Below are 26,015 nucleotides of genomic sequence, written 5' to 3'. Positions count from 1 at the left end.
GACAAAAAATTATTCTCTAGAAATTTTGTTGTTTGTTGACAGTTAACAGTTAACTGTCAACCCTTAACAATAAAAATGGGATATGTAAACAATCCAAAGTAAAGCAGTATCAATTACATGAGTTTTAAAATACCCTTAGCATGGCTACAGCTAGTTCGGAATAAAGTTCGTTCATTAGTAGCTGTAGCAGGGATTTCCTTTCTGGTAATTTTAATGTTTATGCAACTGGGTTTTCAGGATGCATTATATGCAAGTGCAACCCAGGTGCATAAAAATCTTAAAGGAGATTTATTTCTAGTTAGTTCACAATATAAATCCTTGACCGCAAATCAAAGTTTTTTTCGCTCACGCTTATATCAAGCGTTAGGATTTGAAGGAGTTGCGGCGGTTAGTCCGATTTCAATGGGATTTGCTAAATTTAGAAATCCGACTACGGGACAAAAATATTCAATTTATGTGATTGGATTTGAACCAAGTAGATCACCGATTGATATTCCCGAAGTCAAGGAAAATATTGATAAAATCAAAACACCGGATGTGGTTTTATTTGACCGCAATTCCCGTCCCGAATTTGGGAATGTAGCCGAGTTATTTGAACAGGGACAAGACCAGGTAATTGAGATTTATCCTTTTAATGCCTTAGCAGGATATCGTGTGAGAGTTGGTGGTTTATTTAGTTTAGGGCCGTCCTTTGGTGTGGATGGAAATTTATTGGTAAGTGATTCAACTTTTTTACGGATTTTTCCCAATACCCGTCCAGCCGAAATGATTGATATTGGTGTAATTAAAGTAGAACCTGGTTTTAATTTAAAGGATATTAGGGCAAAACTTGAGGCTGTATTACCTAATGATGTAATTGTGTTTACGAAGCAGGAATTTATTGATTTTGAAAAGGATTATTGGGCAACCCGGACACCTATTGGTTTTATTTTAAACTTGATGTTAACAATGGCTTCGATTGTAGGAATTGTGATTGTTTATCAAATTCTTTACAGTAATATTTCCAGTCAATTAGTGGCCTATGCAACCTTAAAGGCGATTGGCTACGCTAATAATTATTTATTTAGTGTAGTCTTTCAACAGGCAATAATTTTAGCTTTATTAGCATATATACCAGGTTTTATTTTTTCCATTGGTTTATATGACTTTGCAATGGATGTCACCAGATTACCCATTATGATGAGTGGACAAAACATGATAATCGTCTTGGTTTCAACTATTTTGATGTGTATGACATCCGGCGCTTTAACTATTAATCAATTGCGCTCTACTGACCCAGCAGAAATATTTTAGTTTTGAGCTTTTAGTTGTTATATCGACACTAAAATCCAAAATCAATTCCGATGGTTATTTCAACTGTATTCCTATTAAATTTTTGCTAATGAACTTATCTGAAAAAACTCTGTTGATTACTGGTGTTGGTGAATTTATCGGTCTACGGATGGCAGAAATTGCGATCGCACGGGGAATGAAAGTACGGGGGATGGAAAGTTCTCCCCAACGTGCAAAGTTGGCTGAGACTTTAGGGGTACATGTCACCCTGGGGAGTGTGACGGATACAACAGCCACAAAATCCGCGTGTCAGGGTGTGGATATCATCCTCCATACGGAGGAACTAGCGAAGGAAGGTGGTGCAATTAAAGTCTTTCGTCAGCTAAATGTGGAGGGAACTAAAAACCTGTTAAATTTAGCCAAGACACATAAAGTAAGTACATTTATATACCTATCAAGTGGGTTAGTATACGGTTTTAATTATCGCGATCGCATTACCGAGGATGTCCAGTTAACTCCTAGTTCTAATCCCTACTGTCAAACCAAATTGGAAGCGGAACAGTTGGTTCTACAACAAAATCATCCTCCCGATTTTGGGGTAATTATCATTCGTGCTGGTGATGTCTACGGTGCTGGGTGTATACCCTGGGTAGTCCGTCCCTTGCAAATGATGCAGCAAAAACAATTTGCTTACGCTGACAACGGTCGAGGGGTAATGAATCATGTCTACGTGGATAATTTAATTGATGCCATTTTTTTAACAATAGAGCAGCAAACCTACGGGGAAATTTTTAACATTACCGATGGTCAAGACACGAGTTGGAAAGAATATTTTGATCAATTAGCAAAAATAGGTAATTATTCCCCTCCCTTTTCCTTGGGGAAAGAGGAAATTAAATTATTTTTGAAAGTGCGATCGCAGGGACAAAAGTTATTACGTAAGGAGGTGGATATATTACCAGAATCTATTGATTTTATGAGTCGTCCCTATGCATATTCTATCACTAAAGCCCAAACTAAATTGAAATACGAACCCAAGGTGAGTTTATCTGAAGGGATGGCAAAAATTCAAGCTTGGTTACAAACGGTTGATATTACCAAAATTAAATAAATATTGGTTATGGGAGTTCTATTTACATATTGGGAAAAATTCCATCCAGTTTCTGCTGACTATTCTCTCATACCAATTTAACCAGAAGATGCATATCAAGAACCTCCTCCCCGAATCTTGGAGAAGGTACTCCGTGAGAAAACACTTCTATAGGGTGGGTTATACTTTGTGAGCAGCTTCACAAAGAATTGGGATGAATTAATAATTCGATTCAAAAACTAAACCGGATTTCAATAGTCAAAAATAATAGATATAGCAATCCGGTTTAAGTAGTGAAAAAGTGTGATGTTGACTGGTGACTGTTAACCGTTAACTGTCAACCGTTAACAAACCTACATATAGGATTTAAAAAACTATTTATAACTGCGGTAGGTAATAGATAGGTAACAATAAATCAATGAAATATTTATGTCCCCAATAGCTCCTAAATTAACAATTGGACTACCAGTTTACAATGGTGAAAAATATCTAGCCCAAGCACTAGATTCATTGCTATCACAGACATTTACTGATTTTGAATTAATTATTTGTGATAATGCCTCCACCGATGGGACGGTGGATATTTGTCAAGAATATCTTCAACAAGATCGACGCATTAGCTATTATCGTCATCCGATAAATATTGGTTGTGCCCAAAACTTTAATCGCGTGCGTGAATTAGCCCAGGGAAAGTATTTTAAATGGGCTGCCTACGATGATTTACATGCACCGAATTTCTTGGCAGCCTGTATCCAGATTTTAGACGCAGATCCGAGTATTATCTTGTGCCATACTCGCACTAATTTTATCGATGAAACTGGTAAAGTTTTTGGGAAATATCAGATTCATATTACTACTGATGTCGATAATATTGTAGATAGATTTCGAGCATTGTTAGTCATGCATTTCTGCTATCAATGTTACGGAGTTATGCGCACAGAAGCATTAAAAAAATCTCCTAAGATGGGTGGTCATGGAGCCGCAGATGCCATATTTTTGTTACGTTTAGCATTACTAGGAAAGTTTTACGAAATACCAGAATACTTATTTTTTGCCCGTAGTCATCCCCAGCAATCGATGAGTATGTTTTTTCCGAATCATCTTGCTATTGCAATGCATCCAGAACCGCAATCACAGAAAATTTTGCCAGATTTTTATGCCTATGCAATTTGGTTTGATTCGGCGAATAAAGACAAAATATTATTTCCCCATTGGCGGATTTTGATTGAATATATTCGTTCTGTGGGGATGGGGACAATGACGAAGTCTGAACGCTTAGATTGTCTATTGAGTATTTTAGATGAATTTAAATGTCACGATAAATTACTAATTCAGGACTTAATTTATGCAGCAAAAAAATATTGGCAAAATCTACTTGGTCAAACCACTTCTCAAGAGTCAGATGAATATATATGTTCACAAAAACCTATTCATGGCGTTACTGAATTTGGATCTAAATGATAAATGATAATTGTTTAAGATTGGGATTAAAAACAAAATTATTGTCGTAGAGATATACAGCAGTCCGAGGGGGATTTATAAAATCTTACATGTAGAGTTGTTAACGGTTGACAGTTGACGATTAACAGTCACCAGTCATCAGTCAACGGTACGCTATTTTTCACAACTTAAATCGGATTACTGTAGCAATGCTACGTCTCTACTCAGAGGATGTTTTAAAAGTCGATTTTAATACTTGAATTATCGTTTTTGGGAATGGGAAGAGACGCGACACGTCGCGTCTGTACTCTCGAAGGAAAAATCAGCTTTATAACCCCATATCCATAGTCAGGACGATAGTCAAAATAGTGATAATTAATGCTTTCCAAACAACCTCTAAACGTGAAATTTTTAATTCAGATTTTTATTCAGCAATACCACATTAATTATCCTCATATTCATATCTATTTTTCCCCACACCTAACTCTCATGGAATCATTAGCAAATCTCTTATCACGTACCCTATTCACCTGGTTTGTGACACTAGTTTTATTTAGCGGTATTTTTATTGCTTATTTACGACTTTTTAGTCAACCAAAAACCATTGAGCAAATTAACTTACCCAAAGCCACGGTGATTTTGAGTTTACGTGGTCTCAATCCATTTTTAGAAAAATGTTTACGAGCGATCGCCCAACAAAATTATCCCCACTACAATATCAAAATTATTCTCGATAGTCTGGAGGATCCAGCGATAAATCTGGTCAATCAGATTCGCAGCGACATCGCAACACCCCCGATTGAACTATCTGTACTAACAGAAATTCCCGCAAATTGTAGCCTCAAATGTGCTTCCCTAGTCCAAGCTATTTCCACCCTCGACCCAGATTGTGCAGTGGTCGCATTTGTGGATGCAGATGTAGTCGTCCATCCAAACTGGTTACGGGATTTAGTTATCCCCCTTGCACCTCCAGAAATTGGTGTAACCACGGGTAATCGCTGGTATTTACCCACCGGAGAATATTGGGGTTCTTGGGTGCGCTATTTGTGGAATATTTCTGCGGTTGTACAAATGTTTTTATATGGGATTGCTTGGGGTGGTTCCCTCGCAATGAAAACTGATGTAATTTATCGCACTGGATTACTGGAAAAATGGAGTCAAGCCTATGTGGAGGACATACCTTTACGCGGTATTTTAGGTAAACATAAATTTAAGGTGAAATTCGTTCCTTCCGCTCTCATTCTGAATCGCCAAGACTCCACCCTTCCCAGGGTCATTGAATCTCTGCAAAGAAAATTACTTGCATCCCGTCTTTACCACCCGTTCTGGTTACTAGTGATTTATGATGCTTTTTTTACAGTTGTTTTACCTAATTTCTGTTTACTCTTAATTATCATTGCCTTAATTCGTCTAGAGTTAAATACAATAGCAACATTAATTACCACCTATTGTTTATACATATTTGGATTATTACTGCTAGCATTAACCTTAGACCGAGAAGCACGTCGCGTCATCCGCACCGGAGGTGAACCCATCCCCAAAATCAATCTACCAACGGTAATCAAGATGTTAATTGCCACACCCCTGACCCAATGGGTACATATCTGGACATTATTAACTTCCCTACGGATACGAGTTGTCCAGTGGCAAGGTGTAATTTACCGCATTTATCGTCCCTGGAAAATTCGAGTTTTGCATTATGCTCCCTTCCAAAGTACAGAATCCCATCAGCGCAACATTTCTTGATAATTTCCGGTTATAGATTTATGCCTCCCATCTACCAAATACTCAACTCAATGCTAATATCGATTCAGCCAGGCTATCCTGAATGCATTTAAGACATCTATGATTGGGAATATATTTAAATTTATTTTCGGATTTTTTTTAGCGATCGCAATTTTAATTGGCGGTGGAGTTGCGACCGCACTATATTTCATGAATCGTACCTCCATCAACCCTCCTAAACCGATCTTCAGTAACGACCAATCAGAAATCAAAGCCAGAGCAGCGAGGGAAGCAGCTAAAGCTAACCCCGATCAAAAGTCTCCCTCCCCCTCACCAACAACCGCATCTAAACCCACACCAACCCCCACACCAACCCCCACACCAACTCCCACACCAACTCCCACCGAAGTTGCGGAGGAACTCCCTCCCGGTGCTTACACCGCTCGCGTCACTTGGCCACAGGGACTCAGTATCCGTACCCAACCCCAAGCGGAAGCAGAACGAGCTGGAGGAGTTGGTTTTAATGAAGAAGTAATTGTGTTAAGTCAAAGTAATGACGGAGCTTGGCAAAAAATCCGTTTGAAGGGTAGCGGTCAGGAAGGTTGGGTCAAGGCAGGAAATACAGAAAAAACTGAATAATTTGGATTTTTGATTCAGTCGGTTATGGTTGACAGACCACTTCTTGATTCCCTACTCCCTCATACCATTTCACCCAAAATTTGGATCCATTTTCTTCCCCTACTCCCGATTCCCTTAAATCAAAATAATCGAAACCCCAATTCCTGCTAAGATAATTAAAGTCAAATTACCACCACCGACAAGATAATTGTATTGATAATTATTTTGTTGATGGTTACGGCGTTGTTGCCAAGCCATGAGAGCAGGAATAATTCCCCCTAAAATGGACATGCTAAATGTACCTGCGTAATCAAGGGCGACAAAAAATAAATTGGGATTCAGATTTGATAGACCAATTGCTGGTAGTAGGACAATCGAATAGGTGGATAGGCGATTTAATTGTAAACTGAAGCGATGATTTTTGATTTCTTGAGTGATATCTTGCCAATAATCAATTAATCCGTAAACAAAGCCGATAAATGAGGTGACAATGGCAAACTCAGAAAATAATGAAACTAAAATCCCTAACCATTCTCCCGCATTTCCACTTCTTAATATTTGCAAGGGGTCAAATTGATTCTGGGACTGCCATAAATCGGGACTCACACTTGCTAAAATCGCCCCATTCCACACTAAAAACATCAGCATGGGAATAGCCGAACCCAGAACTATTGATTGACGGATTTTGCTGATATCACCTTCTAGTTGCACCACTACTACCGGAATAATATTGTGGAAAAATAACGCTACCAACATGACAGAAACTGCTCCCGGTAGGGCAAACCAATTTTGTAATAGGAATTGGGCCGGATTAATTTGTTGACGAACTAATAATAGTAATCCCAGAAAGGAAACAATCACAATTCCCACAAAGGCACTATTGATTTTCTCAACAACTTTTTCCCGTAGTGAGTACAACATACCTCCAAAAATCACCACAAAAGCCGTCTTTCCCACCCAAATTGGTATTTTCTCCAGGGATAAAATCCTTGCTAAAGCTGCACTCAAAATATCCCCACCCTGGGAAATATAGGCCACAATTAAGGCATAATTCAAAAAAAGATATAGTATACCTGTTACTTGGGCAGCAAACTCTCCTAAAGTACCAGCCACCATTGTCCGTAAACCATTGCTAGCCTTCCCAGTACTGCGCATTCCATTAATAGCAACTTCAGCAATTAACAACGCCGAAACCACTACAAATCCCCAAACAGCAATCAATAGCACCGTTGAAGGCAAAATCCCGGAAGGGAGCGTCACCGCAGGTAAAGCCAAAATCCCCGCACCAACCGTAGTTCCCGCAACTAATGCCACACTTCCCCACAAACTACCCGGTTGATGTTGTAGGCGACCGCTAACCAATTCTAAGTTAGAAAATAATCGATTTGGGTTGACTTGGGATACTTTCGCCATACTTAACTTGTTTGTGCTGATTTATTTTTTTTATTGATATTTATTAATTCTAGTAAAGTAATTTTAACAAATTAGTCAAGTGATCCATTTTCACCAGAAGATGCATACTAATATCATTTCACTAAAATTTTGATACATTTACTCCCTCTGCATCCCTAAAGGTATCAACTCCAAAGTGAAACGGTATAACCTCTAATCACAATCACAATGCTCAAGCGTCTAATTATTGAAATGGGAATGGGTATCGACCAGCACGGTCAAGAACCCACAGTTGCAGCAGCAAGAGCTGTCCGGAATGCGATCGCTCACAATGCTTTACCGGGAGTATGGGAGGTCGCAGGTTTAAGTGACCCGAACCAAATGGTTGTGGAGGTAAAAGTGGCTGTTCCCTATCCGGAGCAAGTCAGGGAAGATGAGGTTTTAGCTGTATTACAATTCGGTCAAAAAAAATTAATCGTCGAAACCGGGGGAATGGTTGTTGCGGGTCGGGCGATCGCTTCTCTCAATGACAAAAATGATGAAATGTTAATTGCCGTGGCAGCTGTGACGGTGTTTGTTGATTTGCCAACTTAAAAAGTATTATAGATATGCAGGGAAAATGGTGTGGAGGGCTTATCGAAGAGTAATCCCCAACCCAAAATGGTATAATTTGGATTTTCCGTCGCCTGATAATAGCCTATGTCTAATTCCCCAATCCCATCTACCACAACCGCTAACTGGTCAAATCTACTACAGCAACTCCTGGATGGCCAATCCCTCACCCGTTCCCAAGCTAGTGAATTAATGCAAGGTTGGTTAAGTGATGAAATTCCCCCGGCTTTGTCGGGAGCAATTTTAGTTGCAATTCAAACTAAGGGGGTGTCTGCGGATGAATTGGTGGGTATGGCACAGGTACTCCAATCCCAATCGGTTACTGTCCATACACAAACACGCCTCAAAGACAAGCCTGTTATAGACACTTGTGGAACTGGCGGTGATGGGGCTGCCACCTTTAATATATCCACAGCTGTTGCCTGTGTGGCTGCTGCTGCTGGTATTCCCGTTGCCAAACATGGAAATCGTTCCGCATCAAGTCGGGTAGGCAGTGCGGATGTATTGGAGGCCCTGGGGATAAACCTGAATGCACCAAGTGAGAAGGTGGCTGCGGCTTTGGAGGAAATTGGAATTACATTTTTATTCGCTCCCGGTTGGCATCCAGCCTTAAAAAGTGTAGCTCCGGTGCGCAAATTATTAAAAATTCGTACAGTTTTCAACTTGCTTGGTCCTTTAGTTAATCCCCTTTCCCCGACAGCCCAAATTATTGGCGTTTATGACCCGAAATTAATTGGCACAATTGCCGAAGCTTTACAAGGATTGGGTAAACACCGAGCCTTTGTTCTCCACGGACGGGAAAAACTGGACGAGGCGGGACTAGCGGATATTACGGATGTGGCGGTATTAGCGGATAACCAAGTAACCCTAGAAACAATTAATCCCGCAGAAGTCGGGGTGGAGACAGCCCCAACAACTGCACTGAAAGGCGGAGACGTAGCCGAAAACGTCGCCATTCTGACTGCCGTATTGCAGGGTAAGGGAACAAAAGCCCAACAGGATGCGATCGCCCTAAATGCTTCTTTGGCATTACAAGTAGGTGGGGCGGTTCCCCTGTTGTCCCATCGTCAAGGGGTAGAATTGGCTAGGGAGATTCTGACAAGCGGCGCGGCTTGGGATAAACTTGAATGCTTGGCTGCGTTTCTGCGGAGTTAGGGGGATCTTCTTTGCTGTGGGGGCGAAACTCAACCACATGGCGGCGGATGGTGACATCATATCCATCAAAAAAATCATGGCCCAATAACCCGGTTTCCAAATCGTTACTGGCGATCGCCACCGCAGTTCGACCAACTCTGATACCGTTAGCTTCCATTGAGTTGACATAGCCAATGGGAAATTCCACACCCTTAGCACTAGCTGTATTCGCTTTCGAGATGGTGACGGGAACAACCCGCAGTGCATCGGCCATACTTTGGGTAATTACCGTACCACTTGCCCCCGTATCCACAATCATTTCAAATTTTTGAGTACCGTTAAAAGTGACTTCAATGACGGGAGTTCCACCAGCCCGACGTTTAATTGGGACACTAAAAACCTGAGTTTGTTGGGTATAAAATTTAGGAACCTGGGTGGATGGACTGGAACTGCGGCTCAAAGTGACCGGTTGATTTGGGGTGGTTGCAGGTCTTGGTGTAACTGGAGCCAAATTTTCCTGGGTGACAACTTGGGAAACCGCAGGAGCAGGGTCTATTGTTCTTGGAGAAGCAACCGCCACTGGTGGAACCGGAATCGGGACAGACCGGTTAGAAATTGTACTAGATGGGGGAGCGGACTGGGATTGACCAGAAACTTCGGCAACTTCCCTCATTGGGGTAGTAGGATTTTGGGCGCGTTTTTGCGCAGCCAGGGCTAAACGTTCATACTCGGCAATTTTAGTTTGGGAAATCCCGTAAAAAGGACTATTTTCTTCAATCAAACGTAACAAAGCGATCGCATCACGATATTGACTGGCTACCAACAACCAATCACTAGGGGAGCGGGCAGATTGGTTAATACTGTGGGCGCCAGCAGCCTTATCCAAAGCGAGTTCAAAGGTATGGGCTTGATTCGGACTTGCGACTGGTTGAGGAGAGACAGGTGTAGCCTCATTGGTCGCAGCAACAGACGGAACCGGAGAACTGACGTTAACTTGCCTTGCTTGCCGACATGCAACCGCCGAGGAAGAAACTGCGATCGCAATAATTAAAATACGCGTAGCGCGAAAAATATATAATTGCTGCATAATTAATAGGATTGTACCTGCCTAAGCGTTCCGAAATCCATCCATGTTTATTCCTAACAAATTAGGATTTGGTGGATTTTAATTGATCCTCATCTCCCAAGTGTAGATAGTTTACGGCATAATGGTTCATCGAAGTCAAGAAATAACGGCCGTTAGGGAACAGGAGACAGGAGATAAGTAAATTATTATTATTTGTTATTTATTACTATTACTTACTCCCCAGCATCCCCACTCACTATTCCCTGTACAGACGACCCGACGGTCGTCTGTACTCCCTACTCCCATACAAAAAAACCTATGTCTCTATCTGATGTAAACAAAGCCCTATTGGTGCTTGCCGATGGTAGTGTATACCGTGGATGGTCCTTTGGTGCTGCTGGCACTACCGTTGGCGAAGTTGTCTTTAATACTGGTATGACCGGGTATCAGGAAGTCCTCACCGACCCTAGTTACTGCGGTCAAATAGTGATTTTTACCTATCCAGAATTGGGAAATACCGGTGTCAATCCTGAAGATGCCGAATCAAGCCGTCCCCATGTACGTGGTGCGATCGCTCGGAATATTTGCCCTCGCCCCAGTAATTGGCGTTCCACCCAATCCCTGCCAGATTACCTCAAAACCCACCAAATTCCGGGAATTTATGGGATTGATACCCGTGCCCTCACCCGGAAAATTCGCCAAGTAGGAGCAATGAACGGGGCAATTTCCACAGAAATTAGCGATGAAGCCGAATTACTCGAACTTGTCCAAGCAGCACCAAGTATGAGCGGATTAAACCTGGTTCGGGAAGTGTCTACACCCCAAACCTACGAATGGTCAGAAACAACCCCTAGCGACTGGGAGTATTATTTAGAATCACCTAATTCCCCAGAATTTACCGTGGTGGCACTGGATTTTGGTGTGAAACGTAATATCCTACGACGATTAGCCAGCCACGGATGTCGAGTCATTGTTGTTCCCGCCAATACCAGTATTGAGGAAATTGAAAAATATAACCCCGATGGCATTTTTCTGTCCAATGGACCAGGAGACCCTGGAGCCGTGCAAGAAGGGATCGAAATCACCCGCAAGTTACTAAACAGCGATCGCCCAATGTTTGGTATTTGTATGGGACACCAAATTCTCGGTCACGCTCTCGGAGCGAGTACCTTCAAACTCAAATTTGGCCATCGCGGTTTAAATCAACCCTGCGGTTTAACCCAACAAGTGGAAATTACTAGTCAAAACCACAGCTTTGCCATCGATCCCCAAACCCTACCAACAGAACAGGTGGAAATCAGTCATTTGAATTTGAATGACACCACCGTAGCTGGTATCCGCCACAAAAATTTACCCATATTTTCCGTCCAATACCACCCCGAAGCCAGTCCCGGTCCCCACGACGCAGATTATTTATTTGCCGAATTTGTCCAAGCCATGCGCACAGCCAAGAGCAAACGAAATAACGAATAAATTGGCAACAAAAGGGAATTAGCGGTTAATATTTAACAGTTATTAATTACTAATTGTCTGTTACGTTCCCAAGTATCTCAACTTTTGTCAGCCATAATCATAGACAAGCCCAAGAAAAACTATGTATACTGGAACGTTTACTTTTATGAAGAGGAGGGAATTATAGCTGAGTCACTGAATTTAACCGTGAGCCTGAGAGGTACTCGTGAAGTCCGGGATAACTACCAGCTATTCCGCCTCACAGGATTATTAGATGCCTTTTCAGAGCCGACCTTTCGTAAGGTGATTGGTGCCAAAATCGAAGATGGGCCCAAAAATATTATTTTAGACCTGTCACAAATCGATTTTGTTGATAGTTCTGGTCTCGGTGCCCTTGTGCAACTAGCAAAACAGTCACAAACAGCCGAAGGAACTTTTCAAATCGTCACCAATGCCCGTGTCACCCAAACCGTGAAACTCGTTCGTTTAGAAAAATTTCTGGCGCTGCAAACTTCCGTGGAAGCGGCGTTGGAAAACCTTAAGTCAGCTTAATTGCTCGACAAAATTCGTTTTTACCCAGCTATCCAGTCTTTCCACCTGGATAGCTTAACTTTATTTGGCTGCTATCCCGTAGCCGATACCGAAGGTTTATCGCGAATACAGATAGGGAAAATTTATTGTATAATTGTAGGATTGCATAATATTTCCCGACCAAAGCCAAAGATTATTATCTATAATTCTCTCTAGTTGAGAGACTATGGCTTTGTTTGTGTATACAAACATCAGTGAAGAACTAATTCGGTTTTTCCTGTATATTTTGTATCTTATGTATCTTATTGTCGAACAGCCACACAAATCTGTGTTTAATCGCACATCTAGTCTTGTTTTAGATTGTATTTTATGCAATAAATAAAACTCACCGCATTACTTTTGACTGGTTTAATCGAATACAATCTAGATTGCGATTAAATTTAATGCCAGCTTTATGTTTTATTCTCGCCAAATAGATAAAATTAGGAAATTACTATGTAGCCGCAAACCATTTGAATCACCCAAAGTGACAGCTTGCAGGTAGAATAAATATCTTCATGTATACAATGTCGATTGAATCCGTCAAAACTAACTTGTGAGTTCAAACCAGGAGCCGCCATTAGATCAGTGTCACGAGCCTGCTCAACTAGAATCAGCATTGATTAATGTGTTTCACGCGGCTGTTAATCAGAATCTGAATACACTTTATTTTCATAATTTGGAAAAGTCTGCACGTCTAGCAGAAATTCAGCGTCTATCACCATCGGCCTTAGCCTACATTGGTGATGCAGTCTATGAACTCTACGTGCGTATCTTTTTCTTGTCACCACCACGTAAACTAGGTATCTACCATCAATTAGTTGTGGCGCAAGTTTGTGCGGAAGCACAAGCATTACATTTGCAAAAATTGCTCCCCCATCTTCAGGAAGAAGAAAAAGACATTATTCGTCGGGGAAGGAATGCGGCCAATACTCGTCATAAACGAGTTCATGCAGAAACATACCAACAAGCAAGCGGTCTGGAAACCCTAATTGGTTATCTTTATCTCACCGATACTGAACGTTTGACAGAGTTATTACAAAAGCTACATCTGGATTAGTAGCGTTAATTTTGTACCTTGAATTCAGAACATATAACTGAGTGTTAAGCAAGGTGACTAGTTTAGCCGTGTCAATTAGTTTTGTCAGTTTTTGTTTTTTTCTAATAAGTAAATCTGATTATTCCTATGTCTAATCCAATGCCAAATAAAACCAAAAAAATCAAGCCGATTGTGCCAGAATCTAAACGTACACAATCAGTAAAGCTCAAAGGGAAACGGGTTGTTCCCGGGACTATACGTACAGCGAAATCCATTGCACCAGTGGAACGCGATCGCAAATTTCATCCGAGTCCCCGTCCCCGTCGTTCCCCAGAACAATCCCTAACCTTACCAAATCTGAATGAAGATCAAGATTTAATCTATGGTCGTCATCCGGTTTTAACAGCCCTAGAAGGGAAACGTCATCTAAATCGGATCTGGATTACACCACGTCTGCGCTATGACCCCCGTTTTCACTCTTTAATCTTGAGGGCTAAGGAAAATGGAACCGTAATTGATGAAGTTGAACCTCGGCGTTTAGATCAAATTACCGACCAAGCTAATCATCAAGGCGTTGCAGCTCAAGTTGCAGCCTATGATTATACAGACTTGACCAAATTAATCGAAACTGCCTTTGCTGTCACCGATGCACCCGTGATTTTAGCAGCCGATGGTATTACCGATCCCCATAATTTAGGTGCTATCATTCGCACAGCCGAAGCCATCGGCGCACAGGGATTAATTATTCCCCAGCGTCGCGCAGTGGGAATTACCTCAACCGTATTGAAGGTAGCAACGGGTGCATTAGAAAATTTTCCCGTCGCACGGGTGAATAATTTCAGCCATGCTCTGGAGGAGTTGAAAGCAGCTGGATTTTGGATTTATGGTACAGCATCAGATGCCAGTGTACCCCTGCACACCGTTGATTTTACCAATGCCACCGATACCCGCAAGCGACCCACACCAATTGTGTTGGCAATCGGAGCCGAAGGGGAAGGTTTAAGTCTGCTGACACAACGTTGTTGCGATGTGTTAGTGTCGATTCCCTTGACTGGTAAGACTCCTAGCCTAAATGCATCCGTAGCTGCGGGTATGGCGCTCTACGAAATTTATCGTCAACGCTGGGTAAATACCCTACATCTGGATACATAAGCGACAATATTGTGGAAAAATTTGGAGTAAAAGAGTATAAAGAATTGTAAATAGACACACAAAGTCAACATACACTTTTACTCTCCGTTCTCTACTTTATAAAATGTTGGTGAAAACCATGAAAAGCGTTTGGAATAGCTTCAAAGAAAAATTAGTTAACGTATTCCAAAATCTCGGCTTGGCCTGGTGGGTTGAGGTAGTCACGCAAAATCCTCGTTGCACCTACTACTTTGGACCATTTTTGAGTGCAGCCGAAGCTGAAACCGCTCGCGATGGCTATGTAGAAGATTTAGTTCAAGAAGGCGCGCAGGGGATTTCCACAAGCGTGAAACGCTGTAAGCCAGGTGCATTGACAATAGCAGAAGACCTGGGGGAATTGATTGACCGTAAAGTAAAGCCTGTCTTTAGCGGTCAGATATAAGTTTTGTTGACAAGTTAAGTGGGTAGATTCGATTCGTCGGTGGTGAAAAGGCGGATAAACATTGGGAATGCACAAAAATACCTTAATCTCCGTATTCAGTGTTCCAGATTAATGACCGTCTATTACTCCATATCTTGTCTAGTCACTTAACTCGAAGCAAAGTTTGAGGCTACTTCTGGGTAATCCTGGAGCCACTTCTCGATGTCCTCCAGCACTTGAGTCGGTATTTCCCAGGGGAACAAGTGGGCAGTTTGTGGATAACAAATCCATTGACTGTGGGGAATGTTTTCTGCGGTTTCCCGACTTGCTTGGGCAATAATGTGACGGTCTTGTTCACCTGCCATCAACAGGACAGGACATGTTATTTGTTTGAGGTCGGGAACGCGGTTATATCCGGAGCGAATCGCCATTGTTAAAGCCCTGGTTGCACGAGGTGATGTTTGCAGGTAAGCAGGAATTGCAGCCTCAGCGATGTATTTATAGGCGATCGCGTGGTGTTGTTGGATCAAATAGCGAAACAGCGATCGCTTACCAAAGGTTTCAATATTCCATTGCCAACCAGGACGAAGATAATTAATTACAGCCGCGATACCGGTATACAGATTATCTTGCCAGGAAACGGGGGGATGGTTACTACGGGGACGTGCAGCTGTTGCGATTAAAATCAAACCCGTCACCCGTTCGGGAAAACGTAAAGCCAATTCCATCGCCAAAATTCCCCCCAGAGACCAGCCTAGCACTAGACATTTTTCCAGCCGATAGCGTTCCAGCAGCTGGGCTAAATCGTAAATGTGTTCTTCCATGACAAAATCCCCACGGGTGCGACTTCTACCGTATCCCCGTAAATCCGGTGCAATCGTATAAAAGCGCTGTGAGAGGTGATTAGTAAATACATCCATGCTGGGACCAGAACCAGGATGACCGTGTAAGCACAGAAGGGGGTAGCCTTGACCTTTTGTATATGCGGTAAGTTGAAATTGGCGTGGTGCGGAATTTGGCATTGATTGAGTGATAATTTACAGCAGAATTCAAGAATACAGAATACAGGATATAAGGGTAAAAGCGGTTTTGGGCAAGTCTGGAAAATAAAAAAACCCTGCATTTCTCACAAATTTCTAAAACTTACAGGGAGTAGGGAGTAGAAGGAAAATTAATCCGTCACTCAAGACTTATAACTTACTCGTGAGAAATCCGGGAAACGTACCTCATTTACCTGAAATCTGCTGTATTTGGGGAATCAGTATTATTTCGGTATTATTTTCTATTAGATTTAGGGAACAATAATCCCAAATAGTGTAGACTAACAAAACAAATCAAGGGTAAAAAAAGCCTCCCGACTTAGCGAACAGATTGTTAAGTAATATTTCGTATTCCTAACATCTGGCATTGTTCTCATTGCTTTGATTTCCGTCGGGTGCTTTGCGTAAGTAAGGAAAATGAGTGCCAATTCCAGTAAAACTATCCTGTTTATCGATTACGAGAATGTGCAAAATCTCAACTTTTCTAGTATTCAACTAGAAGATATTGAAGTCAAGATTTTTGTTGGACAATCTCAGAATAAAATTCCCTTTGAATTAGTCCAATCAATTCAATGTCTCGGACATCGGGTCGAATGGATAAAAATCGAAGGAAGTGGCAATAATTCCCTTGATTTCCACATCGCTTTCTATCTAGGTCGCGTTAGTCATAATCTCAGCAATTCTAAATTTATCGTTTTATCCAAAGACAAGGGCTTCGACCCATTAATTAGTTATTTAAAAAAGCAAAATATTCAATGTTCTCGCATTGAAGAAATATCCAAGCTTAAACAAACAAATAAATCAAAATCTCCAAATACCCAAAATTCTCAAAATTTCCCAAAATCTACGGATACTCTTATCTCGAAAATTATCAACCATCTTTCCAAAATCACTCAGAATTCCCGTCCAAAAACTAGAAGTTCATTACGGCAATATATCAAATCCCTATTAAGGTCACATCAACTAGGGGAAAAACAAATCGATGCAATTATTGAAACCTTATTTTCGGAAAATAAGCTGAGTGAAGTCAGTAATCGCCTAGTTTATCAGTTTTAGTCCCTTGATGAGGTTGTTTGAAAAGTCACTTTTCAGTTCTTCGGGAGTGGGAAGAGACGCGACATGTCGCGTCTGTACGGGAGGGAGTAGTTGTTCAGGGCAAATGTACTATTTTTGTCAATTTCCTGTTTCCCAGAAGTAGTTAATCAAAAAGTATTGATGGACGCTTTCCAAACATCCTTTGAGAGGATATCTGGAAAGTCGCTTTCAACACTTCACCTATTCTTTTTTGGGGAGTAGTCTACATGTACTGCTAACACCAGAAACAGAGATGCACGTAGCACAGCTTCTCGAAGAGATGAGAGTTTTTCCCTCACTCCCTTACTCCCTATTTTTTCGCGAGTGAGGAACAGCTAAATTACTTACTGCATTACTTACTGCCATTTAATTTTGTCTAGATGAATATGACGATGTCTGTAGACAAAAGGCATTTTATAGAATTTGAGTTTTTGTCGGACAATCAACCAGAAAAAAGGCATTCCCTCAATTAAATAGCGCTTCCAGAGACGTTGGGGTTCAGACACTAATCTATGTAGCCATTCTAAACCAACCTGGCTCATCCATTTTGGCGATCGCTTTTTATTTCCTGCTTCAAAATCAAGGGTGGCTCCGATGGCCAGAAATATCTTAATGTGTGGTAATTTATCCTTATACTGGATAATCCATTTTTCCTGTTTTGGCGCACCGACTCCGATGGCTAAAACCGTTGCACCAGAACGGTTAATACGTTCAATGATTTCTAAACACTCTACCTGGTTGTGTTCAAAGCCGAAGGACGGGGAATAGGAATCGACAATGATATCTCGACCGACGCATTGGTTGATGCGCTGTTGTGCTGCACTCGCAACACCTTCTGCTGCACCAAGCAAAAAGATTTTGATATTCGGGTCTTGGGAATAGTAGGTGTAAAAAGCTGGAAAGAGGTCGGAACCGGAAATTTTTTCTTTTAATTTCGTTCCTAAAAATCTGGATGCATAAACTAGTATTTGACTGTCACAAACTCTGTAGGTAGCTTTGTTATAGGCGTTGTAAAACTCCTCGTCTTTTTGTAACTTCATTAAATGGTCTACGTTGGGTGTAAAGACAATACCACCTGTTTTCAATTTCTCTAACAACTCCAATGTGGAGAGATTATCAATGGAAATATTCAGGAGGTTAATTTTGTTCATGGGATATTTTTATCTCAAAATTTTCTACTTAAATAGTCAATATCTTTCCAGAAGTGCAGGGAGTAAGGAGTTGTTAGGTTTTTTCCATTTGCAGCGGGTGAATACCCCAGAGGAATACTTTGAACAAACACAGGGATTAGGTTATTGGCTTGGTGATAGGGAACAGATGATAGTAATAGTGTGTTTATTTTCGCCGTTGAAAAAGGTTTTTTGTTCCAACAGACGTTCACAACTCATTTTTGCGAACCTTCCCCACTGTGTTTTACAAGTATGGCAAAAACTAAAGAATGGGAACTATATTTGGCTATTTTTAGCAGATTGGGAATAAAATCGGGCAAATTTCACTCTTCCAATTTAATCAAACATTCTAAGAGAGGTGGTGGACGCTGTTAAGCAGATTATTCTTTGTTTAACGCAATATTTACAAATAACCATCAGATATACAGCTATTTGTAAAGAAAATGAAAAATGTTCCTGAGAAAAACTACGGATGTGGAGTTTGTCATGGAAATATGACACATAAATTGGTGGATGCCAAAATCTCTCCTATTCTCAATCAACCGGATCAGTTGCTATTAATGATATGTTATTGTTGCAATTCATACGGTTGAAGCTTGAATGAAGTCTGTTACTGATGTACCTAACCCTAATGTTGATACTGCTGAGAATCCGCCAGTTATTTTAACTTCGGAACTACGTAAAGTCTATCGGACGGGTTTTTTGCTGAATCAAAAATTAGTTTCCCTCTCCAGTTGCTCCCTGAAAGTATACCAGGGTGAAACCTTCGGTTTACTCGGTCCTAACGGTGCGGGAAAGACTACATTATTAAAATTATTGTTAGGTATTATCCGTCCTACCTCCGGTCGCGGATTATTGCTTGGTAAACCATTAGGCGATCGCGCGACGAAGGCAAAAATTGGTTATCTACCGGAAAACCCCTATTTATATGATTATTTGACGGGTTGGGAGTTTTTGCAATTTGCAGCAGGATTGTTTAAAATTCCCCCACGGGTACAACGGCAGAGAATCCCCGAATTATTAGAATTAGTCGGTTTATCGCTGGGGGATGCGCGTAAAAAGCAGATGCGACGCTACTCAAAAGGGATGCTGCAACGGGTAGGAATGGCTCAAGCTTTAATTAATGAACCGGAATTAGTATTTCTAGACGAACCAATGTCTGGATTAGATCCGGTGGGACGCTATCAGATGCGCGAAATCATTCTGCGTCTTAAAGCTGCGGGGAAAACAATTTTCTTTAACAGCCATATTTTAAGTGAAGTCGAACAAATTTGCGATCGCGTCGGTATTCTCTCCCGGGGAGAATTGATTTGTGCTGGTTCAATTCCCGAATTACTCAATCCAAAAAATGGGTATTTTGTCCGTGGACAAGGGGGAGACTGGGAAGTTTTACAAAAATGGATACCCAATATCAAATTTACCGTTGATGGCTGTTGGGAAGGTGAGTTGGAAGGGGATAATTATGATTTTTTAGCGAGTTTACGTCTAATGAATGCCAATGTTTTCAACATGAATTTAATTCGTCCATCCTTGGAAGATTTCTTCATCCAAAAAATTCAAGGCAATCATCAACGGTGATTGATACTTCAAAATCCTAATGCATCAAGAAAAAATGCCAACTTGGCATGAATGTGGCTTCAGGAACCTATATGCTCGAATGCATAAGAGCATATTAATAGTGAATCTAATCCAGTGATTAAAATTAAAACATTTATTGCCATTTGTTCCTGAGAATACTATTTAGCTAGTACGACCTGTCGCTTTGATACAGCCAAGCATGTAGCGTGAGCTTTAGTCCTTTGAAACACTTCCCATTAGTCCCCAGTCACCTGATGACTACCTCCCATTTATTCTCCCATAGAGGTTTGAACATCAAGAAATAGTTCATTTCTACTCACTATTCCCCATTCCCTACTCCCTGTTTTTCAAGCGAGATTGACTTTAGTATCTTCTTTAACAGAGCTTTATTAAAAATTACAAAAAATTGATATAGTAAATCCTGATAATTCTAGGTTTTTCCGAACATAAAAATTACGGGGAACATGGATACTTACGTATAGTCAATATTACAATGTTGGGACAGAAAATAATTTATTGTGGTGTCAGGCGAATATGATAAATACAAGATTGTTGAAACTATTAAATCCAGCAGTCGCTGGTATATTGATATTAACGTCAATAGTCGCAACATTTTCCACACCCGGATTTGCCCAGAATCCGGGAACAACTAGACCCGCAACCACCGCCAACCCGACCCTTGATACAAATTATACATTGGGAGGAGGCGATCGCATTCGGGTAAGTGTATTTGAAGTACCGGAATATACGGGAGAATATCAAATACCACCGGGTGGGGCAATTAACCTGCCCCTAATTGGTAGCGTTTCCGTATTAGGCTTAACGACAGAACAAGCGGCAGATATTATTACCCAACGCTATGCCCGGTTCTTGAGACGGCCAATCATCTCCGTCAACCTCCTATCACCACGTCCCATCAACGTCACAGTTGCAGGGGAAGTTAGTCGTCCGGGTTCCTATAGTTTGAGGCTAGAAGGCGGTGCGGGTAATGACCCAGGGGTACAGTATCCCACGGTTCTATCCGCAATTACCACAGCCCAGGGTGTAACCATGAGCGGTGATATTACCCAGGTAGTGTTACGTCGTCGAGTGGGTCGTGATCGAGAACAGACCGTGGTTTTGAACTTGAAAGACCTGGTGCAAGTTGGTAGACAGGATTTAACACTGCGTGATGGGGATACTATTTTTGTACCCCGTGCGACCACCGTTAACCTAGCGGAAGTGCGTAACAATTCTGCCTTAAGTTTTGCCGCTGACCCCACCCGTCCCCGGACAGTGGCAGTAATAGGAGAGGTAAATCGTCCTGGTTCCTACGTTGTCACCTCCGCAGTTGATGCTGGACAAGCGGGACAGGGAGGACAGCCCAATATTACCGGATTACCAACCGTCACCAGGGCATTACAATTAGCAGGGGGAATTACAGCCCGTGCGGATGTGCGACAGGTGACAATTCGTCGTCAAACCCGTACCGGACAAGCCCAAGATATCAACGTCAACTTGTGGCAAATGTTACAAGGGGATGTGGATCAAGATACCATTGTGCAAGATGGTGATACTATTTTTGTTGCCACAGCTACGGAAGTCAACCGAGCCGAAGCCACCCAATTAGCCACAACGACCCTATCGCCAGCTACTATTCAAGTGGGTGTTGTGGGAGAAGTCAAAAGACCAGGACCAGTTGACATCAAGCCAAATAGTACCCTTAACCAAGCAATTTTGGCTGCGGGTGGATTCAACGATGCAAGAGCGCGTCGTCAAACAGTGGATTTGATTCGCCTTAACCCCGATGGATCAGTGGTAAAACGGGAAATTAAAGTAGATTTTAAAGCTGGTATTAATGAAGAAACCAACCCGATTTTGCTGAACAACGATGTGGTAATCGTTAACCGTTCTGGAATTGCTCAAGTAGGTGATACTGCGGGTGCGATTATTAACCCAATTGGGGGTGTTTTAGGGATTCTCCGAGCAATATTTACAGGATTTTAGTTAAGCAATAAAAATTGACGTTTAGTAGAGACGACCCGACGGGTCGTCTCTATGTGTATGGATTAATATATTGTATGAATTAAAAACCAAAAAACCATGCTGGGAAAATTTTTTCACAAACCCCAAGGAGAAAACAGCGATCGCGTTCCTCCAGGTCAATATCTCACCAATGGGTTTCCAGTTCTCACCTACGGTTCCACCCCCAAGGTGGATTTAGCAACCTGGGAATTTCGGGTTTGGGGATTAGCAACACCCAAGGTATTCACCTGGGATGATTTTATGAACCTTCCCCACCATGAATTTACAGCCGATTTTCACTGCGTCACCCGGTGGTCAAAACTTGATGTCAAATGGACGGGAATCAAAGTCACCGACTTTATGCAGCTAATTGAAGTCGATCCCCAAGCTGTCCATGTGATGGAACATTGTTATGGGGGTTACACTACCAACCTACCCCTGGAAGATTTTGTCAGGGAAGAGAATTTTTTCGCTTTCAAACTATTCGGTGAACCCATACCACCGGATCATGGTGGTCCGATGCGTACAGTCATACCTCATTTGTATGCCTGGAAAAGCGCTAAATGGATCAATGGCTTGGAATTTTTAGCCCAGGAAGAATTAGGATTTTGGGAACGTAATGGTTATCATAGTCGGGGTGAACCCTGGGCAGAAGAAAGGTACAGTTTTTCATAATTTGTAATTCGTAGTTCTGAATCACTGTAATTCTTAATCTGCCTACACTAAGGCTTTCTCTGACGTAATTACAAATTATCAATTATTTAATCTTAACAGTCTACACTAGGGCTTTCCCTGACGTAATTGCGAATTATTAATTATTTAATAAGCTGGGTTGGGGGTCTAAATCCGTATCTACTAAAGAATTGAGAAGAGTCCAGACTTTTAAATCGGTAAAATCAGCTACAGCCATGCAAACACCTAAGTCCATCAATTTATCTGGGTCGTGGGTGGAGGCAATTCCAACTGTTTTGATACCCGCAGCTACGGAAGCGCGAATCCCAGAGGGTGAATCTTCAAAGGTGATGGCTGTATCCGCAGTTACACCCAGTCTTTCCAGTGCTACTAGGTAGGGTGTGGGGTCGGGTTTGGCTGCGGCTTCTTCCTCTGCTAGGACAATTAGGTCAAATGCATCCGTTAGTTTTAATGTTTGCAACATAAATTCGGCGTTAGCACGGGGAGCGTTAGTGACTAAACCAAGTTTTAATTTATGCTTACGTCCCCAGTTTAAGGCTTCCATGACACCTGGTAAAGGTTCTAAACTGGTGGCGATTTCTCGAAAAATGGCTTCTTTTTTCTCCGCAAATTCTTGGATTTCGTTAGGTGATAATTGTGGCAAAATTCTTCCGAGAATTTCTGGATTTAAACCACCGCTTATTTGGTTTTGATAGAAGGTTTCGTCAATTTCCATCCCGTATTCCCGTAGCATTTTTTGCCAAATTACAAAATGTACCGGGTCTGTATTTACTAGGGTTCCATCTAGGTCGAAAAGTAGGGCTGATAGCATAATTTTCGTGAGTAGGGAGTGGTGAGTAAGGTTTTGAGCTAAATTTACCTCAGCTGTTATCAGTGTTCTCTGAGAAGATGAGAAGATGTTCTGCAATGGTTTGTATTCGCTAACTAAACCTAATTACTCAGTTATGTAAACAAATGTTAATTTACTCCCCTAGTTTACCTTGTTTTGGTGAGTTGTTGGCAGATAGTCTAGATTGTCGGCAATTTAATGTACGGTTTAGAGTCGGAAATCAAAATATAATTGGGAGCCTGGGGATTTGAGATTTTGGATTATTCTCATTGTCGGCGTAAGTCTTGTTTATTGGGAATTGCATGTGATATCTGAGTTTCATCTTTTGCGTCCGTGACATTTCAAATTAGGTGTAATTTCGTTGATGCGTTACTCAAGGGTTTTGGTTAAGCGTGTCTGTGGTTAGATTGGGGATGACTATAGGAAAGCAGTAGGACGACTGGACATATTAAGGCAAACACATATGACGATTGTGCAAAGGAAATTTCGTGTTGATAGTTTGTGGGTACAGGTTTATAATTCTGAGGCTGAAATGGCTGAGGATGCGGCCGATATTGCAGCGAAGTATTTGGGTGAGGTTTTGCAGCAAAACCGAACAGCACGGTTAATGCTGGCAACGGGAAATTCTCAATTGAAGTTTCTGGATGCGTTAATTAGTAATAGTAACCTGGATTGGTCAAAAATTGAGTGTTTTCAATTAGATGAATATTTGGGACTTTCTTCTGACCATGCTGCTAGTTTCCGTAGATATTTACGCGATCGCATTTCCAGTCGAGTCACTCCGAAAGCTTTTCATTATATTGAAGGTGATACGTTAGAACCACTGAAAGAATGCGATCGCTATTCCCGGTTATTACAGGAGCAACCAATAGATTTATGTTTATTGGGAATTGGAGATAATGGTCATTTAGCTTTTAATGACCCGGATGTTGCCGATTTTCGCGACCCCCATACGGTCAAATTAGTGCGTTTAGATGATATTAATCGTAAGCAACAGGTGGTGACGGCTTATTTTTCGGATGTGTCACGGGTTCCCCAATATGCATTTACGGTAACGATTCCAGTCATTTGTGCGGCGAAAAAAATTATTTGTTTAGCCCCTGGACAGAGAAAAACAGAGATTATTCAATATATGCTCGAAGCTAAAATCAGTGAAAAGTGTCCAGCATCAATTCTACGTCAGCAACCTCAAGCTACTTTATTTTTGGATACGGAAGCAGCAAAAAAATTGAGTCAGTGAAGGGATTTTAGTTTTTATACCGTTTGTAGAGACGACCCGACGGGTCGTCTTTACCCAAATATGTCGGGATTATGTCGGGTCGTCTTTACCCAAATATGTCGGGATTATGTCGGGTCGTCTTTACCCAATGATGTCGGGATTATGTCGGGTCATCTTTACCCAATTATGTCGGGATTATGTCGGGTCATCTTTACCCAAATATGTCGGGATTATGTCGGGTCGTCTCTACCCAATTATGTATAAATTATTAAAAAAATATCAACAATGTATTTTTCCCCTCACAATCTCCTCACAATCTTTCGGTATAAATAGGTATGAAGGCTAGAGTTTGGTTTTGCTTGCCTACGAGGGTGAGCAAAAATGCGATAAGCAATGCTTATCGCAGTTTCCTCTCTAACGGCGACGCTGACGGTCGAAGTCTTTTAAGTCCAGGGCATAATTCAATCGCAACACATTTACCCCTGCTTCACCAAAAATACCCAAGAATTTTCCGGTAGTATATTCTCGGATTAATGGTAGTAATTCCTGGGGTTCCCAACCTCTAGAGCGCGCTACTCGTTCAATTTGCGATCGCGCACTTCTCTCGGATATATGGGGGTCAAGACCGGATGCGGAGGTATAAAGTAAGTCAGAGTTTAGGGGTATATTTTCGTCCTGTAGTTTACTGGCTGTTTCCATGACTCGAATGAACAGATTCGGATTACTAGGAGCGAGGTTACTACCACCAGAGATACCATAGGGACGGGCTATTCGTCCCTGACTGTAACGTACTGTACTAGGACGACCGTGGAAATATTTATCGCTAGTAAAGTTTTGACCAATCAAGCTGGAACCAATTGGTTGGTGACTATCTAAACTTTGTCTGATACTACCATTGGCGACAGTTTGAAACATGGGCAGTTGAGCAACACCGAAAATTGTAGTTGGATAAATTAAAGCGGTCAATATCCATAGAATGAGGACAATCCGAATTGCTTTCATATTCGTAATGAGATGGGTGTTAAAAATTTTAATTCGGGTAAGGGAGTAGGGAGTAGTGATTAGGATAATATTCTCCTAATATTTTTCTGGACGCAGAATCACATCAAATAAATAAAAAAACAGTCCAACAACGATTAAACTTAATCCGGCGATCGCATATATTTGTTTGGTCTCTAATTGCCCAACTGCGGCGTTTGCTAGGGGTAGGGAAATCAGATTTATACCTATAAAGGTGGTGATAAATAAAATCAGTTTATTTTTGTACATAATTTGTAATCTGTAATAGCCTACGGCAACGCTTCGCGTACGTAATTTGTAATTTGTAATACCCGCTACGCGGGAAGCAAGCTACGTAATAGCCTGCGGCAACGCTTCGCGTACGTAATTAATATTCCTGTGTGCTAAGTCTCCGTATTATTATTTTGTTATCTGACCCTTTGTCTAT

The 26,015-nt window shown here is 41.5% G+C and carries 25 protein-coding genes; 18 read left to right on the top strand and 7 right to left on the bottom strand.

The genetic code is table 11. The features are described from left to right. Window positions 1–117: 117 nt before the first annotated feature. The 5 genes from devC (at window position 118) to CDC37_RS15215 (ending at window position 6,166) form a co-directional block, all read left to right on the top strand. Window positions 118–1,293: an ABC transporter permease DevC gene (gene devC, locus CDC37_RS15235; protein WP_096622848.1), complete on the top strand. Its 1,176-nt coding sequence runs from the start codon at window positions 118–120 to the stop codon at window positions 1,291–1,293. Window positions 1,294–1,381: 88 nt separating this feature from the next. Continuing rightward, window positions 1,382–2,383 (top strand): NAD-dependent epimerase/dehydratase family protein, encoded by a 1,002-nt coding sequence (locus CDC37_RS15230; protein WP_096622846.1) that lies wholly within the window; start codon window positions 1,382–1,384, stop codon window positions 2,381–2,383. A 408-nt stretch (window positions 2,384–2,791) separates the two neighbouring features. Next, on the top strand, window positions 2,792–3,823 hold the full coding sequence (locus tag CDC37_RS15225) for a glycosyltransferase family 2 protein (RefSeq protein ID WP_096622844.1): 1,032 nt from the start codon (window positions 2,792–2,794) through the stop codon (window positions 3,821–3,823). A gap of 468 nt (window positions 3,824–4,291) precedes the next feature. Continuing rightward, a complete protein-coding gene (locus CDC37_RS15220; RefSeq protein WP_096626269.1) occupies window positions 4,292–5,548 on the top strand; it encodes a glycosyltransferase in 1,257 nt (418 codons plus the stop codon). 99 nt (window positions 5,549–5,647) lie between these two features. Next, window positions 5,648–6,166, top strand: coding sequence for an SH3 domain-containing protein (locus tag CDC37_RS15215; RefSeq protein WP_096622842.1), 519 nt, complete (start codon window positions 5,648–5,650; stop codon window positions 6,164–6,166). Between the two features lie 114 nt (window positions 6,167–6,280). Here CDC37_RS15215 and CDC37_RS15210 read toward each other — a convergent pair whose 3' ends face one another. Then, a complete protein-coding gene (locus tag CDC37_RS15210; protein WP_096622840.1) occupies window positions 6,281–7,558 on the bottom strand; it encodes an amino acid permease in 1,278 nt (425 codons plus the stop codon). Window positions 7,559–7,765: 207 nt separating this feature from the next. On the opposite strand from CDC37_RS15210, the gene CDC37_RS15205 reads away from it, so the two are divergent. Continuing rightward, a complete protein-coding gene (locus CDC37_RS15205) occupies window positions 7,766–8,131 on the top strand; it encodes a Lin0512 family protein (RefSeq protein WP_096622838.1) in 366 nt (121 codons plus the stop codon). A gap of 105 nt (window positions 8,132–8,236) precedes the next feature. Then, window positions 8,237–9,304, top strand: a complete 1,068-nt coding sequence (gene trpD / locus CDC37_RS15200) for an anthranilate phosphoribosyltransferase (protein ID WP_096622836.1) — start codon at window positions 8,237–8,239, stop codon at window positions 9,302–9,304. Here the strand turns inward: trpD and CDC37_RS15195 are convergent. Beyond that, window positions 9,234–10,370, bottom strand: coding sequence for a retropepsin-like aspartic protease family protein (locus CDC37_RS15195; protein WP_096622834.1), 1,137 nt, complete (start codon window positions 10,368–10,370; stop codon window positions 9,234–9,236). The genes trpD and CDC37_RS15195 overlap by 71 nt on opposite strands. A 297-nt stretch (window positions 10,371–10,667) precedes the next feature. On the opposite strand from CDC37_RS15195, the gene carA reads away from it, so the two are divergent. From carA to CDC37_RS15170, 5 genes are all read left to right on the top strand, one after another. Next, entirely contained in the window at window positions 10,668–11,822 is a 1,155-nt protein-coding gene (carA, locus tag CDC37_RS15190) for a glutamine-hydrolyzing carbamoyl-phosphate synthase small subunit (RefSeq protein ID WP_096622832.1), read from the top strand. A 186-nt stretch (window positions 11,823–12,008) separates the two neighbouring features. Further along, window positions 12,009–12,353, top strand: a complete 345-nt coding sequence (locus CDC37_RS15185; RefSeq protein ID WP_231943072.1) for an STAS domain-containing protein — start codon at window positions 12,009–12,011, stop codon at window positions 12,351–12,353. 574 nt (window positions 12,354–12,927) lie between these two features. Continuing rightward, on the top strand, window positions 12,928–13,431 hold the full coding sequence (locus CDC37_RS15180; protein WP_096622830.1) for a Mini-ribonuclease 3: 504 nt from the start codon (window positions 12,928–12,930) through the stop codon (window positions 13,429–13,431). A 138-nt stretch (window positions 13,432–13,569) separates the two neighbouring features. Beyond that, complete coding sequence (gene rlmB / locus CDC37_RS15175) at window positions 13,570–14,562, top strand: 23S rRNA (guanosine(2251)-2'-O)-methyltransferase RlmB (protein ID WP_096622828.1); 993 nt, start codon at window positions 13,570–13,572, stop codon at window positions 14,560–14,562. Between the two features lie 118 nt (window positions 14,563–14,680). Then, window positions 14,681–14,983, top strand: coding sequence for a DUF1816 domain-containing protein (locus CDC37_RS15170; protein ID WP_096626265.1), 303 nt, complete (start codon window positions 14,681–14,683; stop codon window positions 14,981–14,983). A 146-nt stretch (window positions 14,984–15,129) separates the two neighbouring features. Here the strand turns inward: CDC37_RS15170 and CDC37_RS15165 are convergent, their stop codons facing one another. Beyond that, window positions 15,130–15,984: an alpha/beta fold hydrolase gene (locus CDC37_RS15165; protein ID WP_096622826.1), complete on the bottom strand. Its 855-nt coding sequence runs from the start codon at window positions 15,982–15,984 to the stop codon at window positions 15,130–15,132. A 435-nt stretch (window positions 15,985–16,419) separates the two neighbouring features. Here CDC37_RS15165 and CDC37_RS15160 point away from each other — a divergent pair, with 435 nt between their 5' ends. Beyond that, window positions 16,420–17,058 carry a PIN domain-containing protein gene (locus CDC37_RS15160; protein ID WP_096622824.1) on the top strand — a complete coding sequence of 213 codons (639 nt, stop codon included), beginning with the start codon at window positions 16,420–16,422 and terminating at the stop codon, window positions 17,056–17,058. A gap of 374 nt (window positions 17,059–17,432) precedes the next feature. Here the strand turns inward: CDC37_RS15160 and CDC37_RS15155 are convergent, their stop codons facing one another. After that, window positions 17,433–18,227, bottom strand: coding sequence for a WecB/TagA/CpsF family glycosyltransferase (locus tag CDC37_RS15155; protein WP_096622822.1), 795 nt, complete (start codon window positions 18,225–18,227; stop codon window positions 17,433–17,435). Between CDC37_RS15155 and CDC37_RS15150 the strand changes: the two genes are divergently transcribed. The 4 genes from CDC37_RS15150 (at window position 18,220) to CDC37_RS15135 (ending at window position 22,502) form a co-directional block, all read left to right on the top strand. Beyond that, on the top strand, window positions 18,220–18,555 hold the full coding sequence (locus tag CDC37_RS15150) for a hypothetical protein (RefSeq protein ID WP_157780759.1): 336 nt from the start codon (window positions 18,220–18,222) through the stop codon (window positions 18,553–18,555). The genes CDC37_RS15155 and CDC37_RS15150 overlap by 8 nt on opposite strands. 290 nt (window positions 18,556–18,845) lie before the next feature. Next, on the top strand, window positions 18,846–19,823 hold the full coding sequence (locus CDC37_RS15145; protein WP_096622818.1) for an ABC transporter ATP-binding protein: 978 nt from the start codon (window positions 18,846–18,848) through the stop codon (window positions 19,821–19,823). Between the two features lie 534 nt (window positions 19,824–20,357). Next, window positions 20,358–21,809 carry a polysaccharide biosynthesis/export family protein gene (locus CDC37_RS15140; protein ID WP_096622817.1) on the top strand — a complete coding sequence of 484 codons (1,452 nt, stop codon included), beginning with the start codon at window positions 20,358–20,360 and terminating at the stop codon, window positions 21,807–21,809. 96 nt (window positions 21,810–21,905) lie between these two features. Further along, entirely contained in the window at window positions 21,906–22,502 is a 597-nt protein-coding gene (locus CDC37_RS15135; protein WP_096622815.1) for a sulfite oxidase-like oxidoreductase, read from the top strand. A 136-nt stretch (window positions 22,503–22,638) separates the two neighbouring features. Here CDC37_RS15135 and CDC37_RS15130 read toward each other — a convergent pair whose 3' ends face one another. Beyond that, window positions 22,639–23,331 (bottom strand): HAD family hydrolase, encoded by a 693-nt coding sequence (locus CDC37_RS15130; RefSeq protein ID WP_096622813.1) that lies wholly within the window; start codon window positions 23,329–23,331, stop codon window positions 22,639–22,641. A gap of 481 nt (window positions 23,332–23,812) precedes the next feature. Here CDC37_RS15130 and CDC37_RS15125 point away from each other — a divergent pair, with 481 nt between their 5' ends. Continuing rightward, window positions 23,813–24,589, top strand: coding sequence for a glucosamine-6-phosphate deaminase (locus CDC37_RS15125; protein WP_096622811.1), 777 nt, complete (start codon window positions 23,813–23,815; stop codon window positions 24,587–24,589). A 393-nt stretch (window positions 24,590–24,982) separates the two neighbouring features. Here the strand turns inward: CDC37_RS15125 and kdpC are convergent, their stop codons facing one another. After that, the gene (gene kdpC, locus CDC37_RS15120; protein ID WP_096622809.1) at window positions 24,983–25,570 is read right to left on the bottom strand and encodes a K(+)-transporting ATPase subunit C; all 588 of its coding nucleotides are present in this window, start codon (window positions 25,568–25,570) and stop codon (window positions 24,983–24,985) included. Window positions 25,571–25,645: 75 nt separating this feature from the next. Next, a complete protein-coding gene (locus CDC37_RS15115; RefSeq protein WP_096622807.1) occupies window positions 25,646–25,837 on the bottom strand; it encodes a potassium-transporting ATPase subunit F in 192 nt (63 codons plus the stop codon). Window positions 25,838–26,015: the final 178 nt, after the last annotated feature.

Source organism: Calothrix sp. NIES-3974 (assembly GCF_002368395.1).
In the GTDB taxonomy this organism is placed as follows: domain Bacteria; phylum Cyanobacteriota; class Cyanobacteriia; order Cyanobacteriales; family Nostocaceae; genus NIES-3974.
The sequence above is the reverse complement of the archived record's forward strand: the minus strand, read 5'-3'. Positions and strand labels throughout refer to the sequence as shown.